Origin of the sequence: Rhodococcus sp. H-CA8f, from assembly GCF_002501585.1 — a bacterium.
GTDB classification, from domain to species: domain Bacteria; phylum Actinomycetota; class Actinomycetes; order Mycobacteriales; family Mycobacteriaceae; genus Rhodococcus_F; species Rhodococcus_F erythropolis.
This window is the reverse complement of the sequence record NZ_CP023720.1, coordinates 4,214,674-4,224,800: the sequence shown is the minus strand read 5'-3', so window position 1 is coordinate 4,224,800 and position 10,127 is coordinate 4,214,674. Positions and strand designations below refer to the sequence as shown.

The 10,127-nt window shown below is 64.0% G+C and carries 12 protein-coding genes; 9 read left to right on the top strand and 3 right to left on the bottom strand.

Annotated elements, in window-relative coordinates:
* Positions 1-121 precede the first annotated feature (121 nt).
* The 7 genes from CPI83_RS19710 to CPI83_RS19680 all read left to right on the top strand — a co-directional run bounded on the left by CPI83_RS19710 (position 122) and on the right by CPI83_RS19680 (position 5,119).
* Positions 122-427, top strand: a complete 306-nt coding sequence (locus CPI83_RS19710) for a WXG100 family type VII secretion target (protein WP_003940986.1) — start codon at positions 122-124, stop codon at positions 425-427.
* Between the two features lie 87 nt (positions 428-514).
* A complete protein-coding gene (locus tag CPI83_RS19705) occupies positions 515-808 on the top strand; it encodes a WXG100 family type VII secretion target (RefSeq protein WP_003940975.1) in 294 nt (97 codons plus the stop codon).
* A 289-nt stretch (positions 809-1,097) separates the two neighbouring features.
* Positions 1,098-1,541, top strand: a complete 444-nt coding sequence (gene rplM / locus CPI83_RS19700; protein WP_019747566.1) for a 50S ribosomal protein L13 — start codon at positions 1,098-1,100, stop codon at positions 1,539-1,541.
* Positions 1,538-2,050, top strand: a complete 513-nt coding sequence (rpsI, locus tag CPI83_RS19695; protein WP_019747567.1) for a 30S ribosomal protein S9 — start codon at positions 1,538-1,540, stop codon at positions 2,048-2,050. The genes rplM and rpsI overlap by 4 nt, the downstream gene beginning before the upstream one ends.
* Before the next feature lie 154 nt (positions 2,051-2,204).
* Positions 2,205-3,542, top strand: coding sequence for a phosphoglucosamine mutase (gene glmM, locus CPI83_RS19690; RefSeq protein ID WP_097387606.1), 1,338 nt, complete (start codon positions 2,205-2,207; stop codon positions 3,540-3,542).
* A gap of 111 nt (positions 3,543-3,653) precedes the next feature.
* Positions 3,654-3,959 carry a hypothetical protein gene (locus tag CPI83_RS19685; protein WP_019747569.1) on the top strand — a complete coding sequence of 102 codons (306 nt, stop codon included), beginning with the start codon at positions 3,654-3,656 and terminating at the stop codon, positions 3,957-3,959.
* A gap of 176 nt (positions 3,960-4,135) precedes the next feature.
* Entirely contained in the window at positions 4,136-5,119 is a 984-nt protein-coding gene (locus tag CPI83_RS19680) for a hypothetical protein (protein WP_232816775.1), read from the top strand.
* A gap of 46 nt (positions 5,120-5,165) precedes the next feature.
* Here CPI83_RS19680 and CPI83_RS30740 read toward each other — a convergent pair whose 3' ends face one another.
* Positions 5,166-5,360: a hypothetical protein gene (locus CPI83_RS30740; RefSeq protein WP_154606640.1), complete on the bottom strand. Its 195-nt coding sequence runs from the start codon at positions 5,358-5,360 to the stop codon at positions 5,166-5,168.
* Between the two features lie 6 nt (positions 5,361-5,366).
* A complete protein-coding gene (locus CPI83_RS19670) occupies positions 5,367-6,206 on the bottom strand; it encodes a dienelactone hydrolase family protein (RefSeq protein ID WP_020969056.1) in 840 nt (279 codons plus the stop codon).
* 121 nt (positions 6,207-6,327) lie between these two features.
* Here CPI83_RS19670 and glmS point away from each other — a divergent pair, with 121 nt between their 5' ends.
* On the top strand, positions 6,328-8,190 hold the full coding sequence (glmS, locus tag CPI83_RS19665) for a glutamine--fructose-6-phosphate transaminase (isomerizing) (RefSeq protein ID WP_020906923.1): 1,863 nt from the start codon (positions 6,328-6,330) through the stop codon (positions 8,188-8,190).
* Between the two features lie 54 nt (positions 8,191-8,244).
* Here glmS and CPI83_RS19660 read toward each other — a convergent pair whose 3' ends face one another.
* Positions 8,245-8,616 carry a cupredoxin family copper-binding protein gene (locus CPI83_RS19660; RefSeq protein ID WP_019747573.1) on the bottom strand — a complete coding sequence of 124 codons (372 nt, stop codon included), beginning with the start codon at positions 8,614-8,616 and terminating at the stop codon, positions 8,245-8,247.
* Between the two features lie 38 nt (positions 8,617-8,654).
* Here CPI83_RS19660 and CPI83_RS19655 point away from each other — a divergent pair, with 38 nt between their 5' ends.
* Complete coding sequence (locus tag CPI83_RS19655) at positions 8,655-10,088, top strand: NAD(P)H-hydrate dehydratase (protein WP_097387603.1); 1,434 nt, start codon at positions 8,655-8,657, stop codon at positions 10,086-10,088.
* Positions 10,089-10,127 lie beyond the last annotated feature (39 nt).

Below are 10,127 nucleotides of genomic sequence, written 5' to 3'. Positions count from 1 at the left end.
CGTCAAAGTATGTGTAGCGCACATCAGGGAGTTCCGCTCGACCCCGGTGCACATCTGACGGACAAGCCGTCGTGGGTGGTCGCCGATACCGAACGGTACTCACCGAATCCAGGGGGACGACATGGGCTTTACCGCAACTACCGCTGAATTGATCGATTCGGCGGGGACCATCGACGGACATCTCGGTGACATCAGGGGACTGGTCAACGCTGTTCGGTCGGAGGCCGACGCTTCGCACAATTCGTGGAACGGTGCGGCGCAGGTCGAATACGCAGGAATCATGGAGCGATACAACAGCGCGGCCCTGAAGCTGGACACTGCTCTGACCGACATCTGCGAGCAGATCAAACAGGCTGCGGGAACCTTCGACTCGACCGAAGACGACAACGTCAGCTCGCTTCGCGGCGCGACGGTGAACATGTCCTGACCGTCAGCTCTTCGCCGTTCGATCAAGCAGTCCTCAGCCAGTAGTTCTCACAAAGTTCTCTCCAGTCACACCGAACCGGGAGCAGTTATGTCCGACAGGATCAAGTACGACTTCGGCGGCCTCGCAATGCTGTCCGATCAGATGAAACAGCAGGCCAAAGCGATCAACGACAAGCAGGGCGACATCAAGGTTGTCGTAGACAAGCTGCAAGCAGGCTGGGAAGGGGCAGGTTCCGAAGCCTGGAACGACGCACAGCGCCGCTGGGCCCAGGCGTCCGAAGAACTGAACATGGTTCTCGCGCAGATCGCCGGAGCGACGGCGAGCGGCTCGGAGAAGATGCAGGAAGCTGACCGGATCGCCGCAAACGGGTTCGGTCGCTGACAACATTCATGTCGTGACGACACCCCGACTGCCCCGGTACCGTCAGGTTGCCGGGGCAGTCGCATGTCGATCGCTTACCTGCTGGTTCCGGACGAGGGCATTGTCGGCGGAGATGGCTGCGCTTTGACCTGGCAGCGGGTAGACCGGTATCGTCTATCGGTGGCGTGCCGTAGGGCTCCGGCAGAAATGCGTGGAGACCGGCGGTTCTCGGGTCTCAACTGGCCGCCGAGGATCGTTTACGCGATACGCACATGGTCAGCAGTGGAATGAATTAAGACGAGGAAGATCTGTGTCTACGTACACCCCGAAGGCCGGAGATGTGACCCACTCGTGGCACGTCATCGACGCCACTGACGTGGTGCTCGGCCGTCTTGCCGTTCAGGCAGCGAACTTGCTGCGTGGCAAGCACAAGCCCACCTACGCGCCGCACATCGACGGTGGTGACTTCGTTGTCATCATCAACGCTGAGAAGGTTGCCATCAGCGGCAACAAACTGCAGGGCAAGAACGTTTACCACCACTCCGGATTCCCGGGTGGCCTGAAGTCCCGCACTGTCGGTGAGGTCCTCGACAGGACTCCCGATCGTCTCGTCGAGAAGGCCATTGTCGGCATGCTCCCCAAGACGAAGCTCGGCCGCGCAATGAGCAGCAAGCTCAAGGTCTACGCGGGCCCGAATCACCCCCACACCGCGCAGCAGCCGGTGCCGTTCGAGATCAAGCAGGTCGCACAGTGACATCGCCGGAAGAGCAGAACGTGTCCGAAGAGAACATCGAAGCAGTGGAAGAGCTTGTCGCCGCTGACGCAGTCGAGGTCGTCGAAGAGGTTGCTGCAGCTACGCTCGCACCGATCGTCCTCGATCGCCCGGTCCAGACCGTCGGTCGCCGCAAGGAGGCTGTCGTTCGCGTTCGGATGACTCCCGGTACCGGTCAGTTCAAGCTCAACGGCCGTACGTTGGAGGATTACTTCCCCAACAAGGTTCACCAGCAGCTGATCAAGGCTCCGCTGGTGCTCGTCGAGCGTCCCGAGTCTTTCGACATCATTGCACTGCTGCACGGTGGCGGCCCGTCCGGTCAGGCAGGCGCACTGCGTCTGGCTATCGCGCGCGCACTCATCGAGGTAACCCCTGATGATCGTCCGGCCCTCAAGCGTGCAGGCTTCCTGACGCGTGACGCCCGCGCGGTCGAGCGTAAGAAGTACGGCCTGAAGAAGGCACGTAAGGCATCGCAGTACTCCAAGCGCTGATGCTTTGCCGAGGTTGACCCGACGGGTCTGCTTCGGCACCTGTTCACCACAAGAGCGGGCGTCCATCGTTACCGGACGCTCGCTCTTGTGTTTCTCGGAGAAATTCCATTCTCGAGTTTCATTCTCGAGGTTCACAGGATTCAGGAGTCGTTCTATGGGTCGGTTGTTCGGTACTGACGGTGTTCGTGGACTTGCCAATTCGGATCTGACTGCAGATCTTGCATTGAGATTGGCAGTTGCCGCGGCGAGCGTACTGACAGCCGGCACTTCGGATGCCCGTCCGACCGCCGTGATCGGCCGCGATCCTCGCGCCAGCGGTGAGATGCTTCAAGCCGCGGTGACGGCCGGGTTGAGTTCCGCAGGCGTCGACGTGCTCGACGTGGGTATCCTTCCGACTCCGGCAGTTGCATACTTGACGGCAAAGCTCGAAGCCAGTCTCGGTGTCATGATTTCTGCATCGCATAATCCCATGCCGGACAACGGAATCAAGATTTTCGCGGCCGGTGGGCACAAGTTGGATGACGCTGTCGAGGTGGCGATCGAGGACGCACTCGACGGCACTGCGCCGCCGGTCCTTCCGACAGGTGCCGGGATAGGCCGAGTCCGTGCGGTCGACGACGCCGCGCAGCTGTACCTTGGACATCTGGCGAGCGCGGCGAGCGAGCCGCTCGCTGGGCTTACCGTTGTCGTCGACTGCGCCAACGGCGCTGCGTCCGCGCTCGCACCGGTTGCCTACGCAGCAGCGGGCGCTCGCGTCATCGCGATCAGCGCAGATCCCGACGGCCTCAACATCAACGACGGCTGCGGATCGACGCACCTGGAGAATCTTCAGAAAGCCGTAGTCGATCACGGGGCGGACCTAGGCCTCGCGCACGACGGCGACGCCGACCGTTGCTTGGCCGTCGACGAGACCGGCGCGGTGGTCGACGGTGACGCGATCATGGCTGTTCTGGCGATCGCGATGAACGAGGCCGGGGAGTTGGTCGAGAACACTCTCGTCGCGACTGTCATGAGCAATCTCGGTTTGCACATCGCGATGCGCGAGGCAGGCATCAACATCGTGACTGCTGCCGTAGGCGACCGCTACGTCTTGGAAGAACTGCGCGCGGGCGGGTACAGCCTCGGTGGCGAGCAGTCAGGTCATGTTGTGTTGCCGGCGTTCGGCACCACGGGCGACGGAATTCTCACCGGTCTCCGGCTGCTCGGACGCATGGCTCGTACGCGTAAGTCGGCATCGGCATTGGCTGCAACGATGACCACCCTCCCGCAAGTGCTGATCAACGTGAAGGTCGGGGACAAGGCGGCAGTCGCAGCGTCGCCGTCGGTACTTGCAGCAGTCGCGGACGCCGAGCGCGTTCTCGGTGACGGTGGTCGAGTGCTCCTGCGCCCGTCCGGGACAGAGCAACTGGTCCGCGTCATGGTCGAGGCCACTGAACTTCCGCTCGCGCAGAAGCTGGCTGACGAGTTGGCCGAGATCGTCGGTTCGGTGTAGCCCCCTCATTACGCGTTCGCGTTTAGAGGGAACGCAATTGCGCCCCGCTGCGTCCAAGGAGTCAAAGGCCGCTCGACGTGCGAGTGGTTCCGTTGAAACTTGGGGGCGCTCGTGGATGTCGACCGCGCTGGAACAGATGAATTGGCACGTCATGCGGTGTCGGTGGCCCAGGGTCTGCGCGATTCTGCCGAGCCGATCAAGCGTTTGCGATGGGGCGGTGCCGCTTCGGGCCGTGACTACGCCGAGCACGGAGCCGCGTTGGCGTCGGCATTGGCGGTCCTGAATTCTCGCTTGACTGGCCGTGCGGATCTTCTCGATACGTTGGCGCGCCGGCTTTCCTCTTCGGCTGAGGCAATCACTGAGGCGGATCGCGAGGGTGCGCGGCGGGTGCGGGACTCCGGCGGGTCGGCCTCGTGATACCGAACAGCCTTACAGCCCAGGCAGTACCGAACGGCCCGTGTTCTTTCGAAGATATTCTTGCACTGCGTGATTCACATGCTCATCCCGACGAAATTCTGGAAGCGGGCGCTAGCGGACTGCAGTTCTTCGGCCGATTTCACGACCTGGCCACTCGGTTGGGTTTCGAAGAACGGATGCTTACCTCCTATGAGGATGCATATCGCGCAGAGGCGGGCATCGATATCGCGGCACTGACGCGAGACATGTCGGACATGGCTGCGGCGGTGGACGGTTCGGTCGCGGAGATCGCGATGCTGACGGTCCTGGCCGAGAATCTTCCCGCAGTGTGGAATGTTTCCGGCGTGGATGCGGTCGTCGATCAGGTCTTCGCCGCGCGGCGCGAAGCTCGGTCCGATGCGGATTCGGCGCCACTGTTGATCACGCTAGCCGACGAACTTGCGCGGACTGTTCGAACGGCTTTGGCAGACAAAGCTTTCAAGGTGGCCAGCCTCGACCGGGCGACCATCGGCGGTCTGGGTGCGGGGGAGATCGATCAGCTGGCTCACGTCGCTTCCAGCGGTCGTGGCGCGGCGCCATGGCTGGACACCGTTTTTCGCTCGGCGTATCTGGATGCCCGCGACGAATTCGACAGGGCGTGCGCGCAGTGTGCGAGCGCGGTAGGCGATGCTTTTGATGCCGCGACTCAGTGGGTGACAGACGCCTTCCCGTCGACCTTGCCGGTCGCCGAGACGATCGAATCCGGTGCCGCGGCTGCGCCGATCTCTTTCTCGATCGGCGGCAACACATGGGGCTTCTCGATTGCGCCCGACGGTCGTGGGGTGAGTCTCGATGTCGCCGGTGCTGACGGGAACTCTGTGTCGGTCGCCGTGGAGTTGGACGAAAACGGTTGCCCGAGAATAGTTTTTGATGCCGGTCAGGAGGCGGTCATGCAGGAGACATACCCGCAAGAAGCGTCCCAGCCCGCGACACTTCAACCCGAAATTCCCCAACCCGAAATTCCCCAGCCCGATATTCCCCAGCCCGAGATACCGGTTGAAACCACCGCCGAAGTCTCGCCCGCGCCGGACCCGGAGCCGCCTGTCACAGTCCCGGACGAGTCGATCGCCGGCCCCGACGGAGAGACGGGCGCTGAGCTGGCCGGAGCTGGTCCGCTGTGAAGTCCGTTCACGCGCCCTTCGAAGAGATCCGTCGAACTCTCGATTCTCAACTCGACGACTTCCGTGAGCGCAGAGCGGCAGTGGCGAGCGAGGAATCGCGCCAGGAGCCGCCGTCCGAAACGACGTCTGCCGATAACGACACGGAAGGGTCGGTCAGATCCGGCCCGTATCTGCGATCCGCGTCAGAGCCGACGACGACGCCGACGAAGCCGTGCTCGCCGCCGGAGTCGGGGGCGGGCACGGACTCCTACTTACGCAACAGCTGGCTGGCCCGCGCGTCGGAGTGAGGTTCAACCGGGAGCAACGGCGCCGTGTGTGGAATCTCGACATCAGGATCAGCAAAGTCCTGGTACTTCTTGTCGCCGGTCAGATGGAACAACAGGAAGCCCGTGAGCAGGCACCGTGTGGCGGACTGTGTCTTGCGCTCGGATCCACCGAGGCCCAGGGCTCCGAGGAGTCGGCGGCCTTCGATCAGTCCGGCGTCTTGGCCGTCGTTCACGGTGCGTGCGACGACGGGACCGCCCCACTCCACGCTCAGCGGGCGCGCATTGCTGGTCAAGGAATCGACGTCGTCTTGGCCGGCAAGGATCAATCCGGGCGCTGTGATCTTCGACGCGTAGTTCTCCGCCTTGGGTGCTGTCGGGGCCGGGAACAGCGCGGCTACCGCACCGACATCCCCGCGCTGCGCTGCGGCCAGTACCGCCGCGCCCGCGCCCATGCCGTGACCGGCAAAGGCGACTCGATCGGGGTGGACGCTGATCTGGCCGGGGCCGAGTCGTACGCCGACGCAGATGTCGAGCGTCGCTCGAAGATCTGCAGCCAAGCCGAGATGGGACGGGACCGGACCGCGTTCGCTGTCGGGCGCCGCTGCGACAATTCCCCAGGAAGCGAGGTGCTGGAGTGTCTGCTCGTACTTGTGGGACCCGACCATCCACCCGTGCGCGAAGGCAACGGCGGGGAGATTGAAACCGGTTTCCGGCGTGTACACGACACCCGGCTGTCCGGCCAGGGCGAGGTTGCCGCGGAGAACTCGGTGCGGGCCGCGCTTGGACAGCTCACGGGTCAGTGTCTTCAGTTTCGGTGCCACGGTTGAAGACGTTATCCGATGAGCGCCTCGTGTATGCGGAGCCGACGCTGCAACCGGCTGGGGGATGTCTGGGGAACCGCAAAATGCGCCCACCGCCGATGTCCAAGTACCCTGAGTCACCATGTGCGGAATCGTGGGATACGTCGGCCACCGCCCAGCTTTGGGCGTTGTGGTGGAGGCTTTACGGCGAATGGAGTATCGCGGGTACGACTCGTCGGGAATCGCGATTCTCGACGGAACCGGTGGGGTCGAGATCGAGCGTAAGGCCGGTAAGTTGGCCAACCTCGAGGCGGAGCTCGGCGAGTACGGCGCGGATCACTTTGTCGGTACGTCGGGTATGGGTCATACCCGGTGGGCGACGCATGGGCGACCGACCGACCGTAATGCGCATCCGCATCGTGATGCGTCGGGCAAGCTGGCTGTCGTTCACAACGGAATCATCGAGAATTTCGCCCCGCTGCGTGCGGAGCTCGAGGCTGCAGGCGTCGAGCTTCAGAGCGACACGGATTCCGAGGTGGCAGTTCACCTGGTAGCCCGGGCGTACTCCCACGGACCGACGGCAGGTGATTTCATCGAGAGTGCGCTGTCGGTGGTTCGTCGGTTGGAAGGTGCGTTCACGCTCGTCTTCACGCACGCCGACCACGCGGACACGATTGTCGCCGCCCGCCGCTCGACGCCGCTCGTCGTCGGTGTCGGTGAGGGCGAGATGTTCCTCGGCTCCGACGTCGCTGCGTTCATCGAGCACACACGCGATGCGGTTGAACTCGGACAGGATCAGGCAGTGGTGATCACTGCCGACAGCTATCGGATCTCAGACTTCGCGGGCAACGAGGCAGAGGGGCGCCCGTTCCGCATCGACTGGGATCTCGCGGCCGCCGAAAAGGGTGGTCACGACTACTTCATGCTCAAGGAGATCGAAGAGCAGCCGACCGCTGTCGCCGACACGCTCCTCGGCCACTTCGAGAACGGGAAGATCGTCCTCGACGAGCAGCGGTTGTCCGATCAGGAACTGCGCGACGTCGACAAGGTGTTTGTCGTCGCCTGCGGTAGTGCCTACCACTCCGGACTGTTGGCGAAGTACGCGATCGAGCATTGGACGCGTCTACCTGTCGAGGTCGAACTCGCCAGCGAATTCCGTTACCGCGACCCGGTTCTGGATCGCTCGACGCTTGTTGTCGCGATCTCCCAGTCGGGGGAGACGGCGGACACACTCGAAGCGGTCAAGCACGCCAAGGACCAGAAGGCACGCGTCCTGGCGATCTGCAACACCAACGGTGCACAGATCCCGCGCGAAGCCGACGCCGTTCTCTACACGCGGGCAGGACCGGAAATCGCGGTTGCGTCGACCAAGGCCTTCCTGGCGCAGGTGACCGCGAACTACCTCGTCGGTTTGGCTTTGGCGCAGGCTCGCGGCACCAAGTATCCGGACGAGGTTGCGCGCGAGTACGCCGACCTCGAAGCTATGCCCGCATTGGTCAGCAAGGTGCTCGAGACGGCAGAACCGGTGCGCGCGTTGGCACGCCAGTTCGCGCACGCGTCGACCGTGCTGTTCCTGGGGCGCCACGTCGGCTACCCGGTGGCGCTCGAGGGTGCGCTCAAGCTCAAGGAGCTTGCGTACATGCACGCCGAGGGCTTTGCCGCCGGTGAGCTCAAGCACGGCCCGATCGCGCTGATCGAGGAGGACCTTCCGGTCATCATCGTCATGCCGTCGCCGCAGGGTCGCGCTGTCCTGCACTCGAAGTTGGTGTCCAACATTCAGGAGATCAAGGCGCGCGGGGCAACGACTATCGTCATCGCGGAGGAAGGCGATACCGTCGCCGCGGCGCACGCGGATCACCTGATCGAGATTCCCGCGTCACCGACTCTGCTGCAGCCGTTGCTGTCCACGGTTCCGTTGCAGATCTTTGCGGCCGAGGTTGCCGCGGCACGCGGATACGACGTCGACAAGCCGCGTAACCTGGCGAAATCGGTTACGGTCGAATAGTTTTCGTAGGGAATTTCGGGCCCCGCAGTCGAAAGACTGTGGGGCCCGAGTGCGTTACGGCGTCTCGACGACGACGGTTCCGCGCATCTCGGGATGCGGTGTACAGGTGTAGTCGTAGGTTCCGGGTTCGGTGAACGTGTAGGTGTAAGTTCCCGATTTCTTGAGTGGGCTGCGGAGTTTGCCCTTGGCGTCTCCGAGGCCGTTGACGTCGTGGGCCATTCCGTTGTCGTCGAATACCCACGTGACGGTGTCGCCGACGTTCACGGTGATGGAAGCGGGGGAGTACGCCATCCCGGAGATGGTCACCACGGGTCCGCTCGCCGTCGTTTCGGCCGCAGATGGTGTGGAGTCGGTGCCGGAACTGCACCCGACCAGGCCGAGAGCGAGGACGAGTCCCGCGATTGCCGGGCGAAGACGTGATTTCATGGTTTCGAGGGTAGCGACGGCAACTGAAGGGTTCCGACATGCGTGGGTACTACACAGCCGATCAGGTGCGAGCAGCGGAGGCGCCGCTGCTCGACAAGCTGCCCGACGGAGTGCTGATGCGTCGAGCGGCGTACGGTCTCGCGCGAGTCGTCGCGGACGAATTACGTTCCCGTACAGGATCGGTCGCGCATCGGTCGGTGACGCTTCTGGTCGGTACCGGCGACAACGGCGGTGATGCCCTGTGGGCGGGTGCGTTGCTCCGCAAACGAGGTGTGAGTGTTCGGGCCGTGTTGCTCGATCCGGCGCGCGCTCATCGGTCGGGCCTCGACGCTCTCCTGAAGGCCGGTGGCCGAGTCGCTGCCGAAGTCGGGTCGCCGGATCTGGTGATCGACGGCATCGTCGGGATTTCCGGGCACGGCGGTCTGAGGCCTGACGCAGCCGAGCTCGTCGGCCAGGTGGAGGCACCGATCGTGGCGGTCGATCTTCCGAGCGGCGTCGACGCGAACACCGGCGCAGTGGACGGCCCGTCGGTGACCGCTGATGTGACGGTCACATTCGGTGCGCTCAAGCCGGTGCACGTACTCGCGGCTCCGCTGTGTGGTCGTGTCGAACTCGTGGATATCGGATTGAGCGTCGGCGAACCGGCGTTCGGTTCGCTCGATCCGGCCGAGGTCGGTGCGCTGTGGCCGGTGCCAGGCGCGGAGGACGACAAGTACTCGCAGGGTGTGGTGGGCATCGTTGCGGGAAGTGAGCAGTATCCCGGCGCGGGAGTGCTCTGCACCGGCGCCGCGGTGACCGCGACCTCCGGACTGGTTCGCTACGCCGGGCACGGCGCCGCCGAGGTGCTCGCCCGGTTCCCGGAGGTGATTGCGAGTGAGACGTTCCAAGCCGCCGGGCGGGTTCAGGCCTGGGTGGTCGGACCCGGTATGGGTACCGACGACGACGCCGCGCGGCTTCTGGCGTCGGTACTGGCTACCGATGTACCCGTTGTCGTCGATGCGGACGGACTTACCCTCCTCGCTCAACGTCCCGAACTTGTCGCAGCCCGGACCGCGCCGACTCTTCTGACGCCCCACGCCGGCGAGTTCGCACGATTCACACCACTCGGCGACGACAGAATCGCGGCCACGCGTGCTCTCGCCGAACGCCTCGGAGTCACGATTCTGCTGAAAGGCCATACGACGGTGATCTCGGATCCCGGCGGTGAGGTCCTGGCCAACGACGCCGGCGGCTCCTGGGCGTCGACCGCAGGCTCGGGTGACATCCTCTCCGGTGTGATCGGCGCGTTGCTGGCGGCGGGTCTGAGCCCTCTCGAAGCCGGGGCCGTCGGGGCGCGGGCTCACGCGTTGGCTGCGAACATCGCCGCTGCCGGCGGTCAGAGCGATGTCGCCGGAGCACCGATTTCGGCTTCGCCGCTGCTGGGAGGTCTGCGCGAGTCGGTGCGTGTGCTTCGCTCTTTTGCCCTTGATTGAGGGTGTTCAAACCCGAACACGTGTCCGATTCTGCGCGGG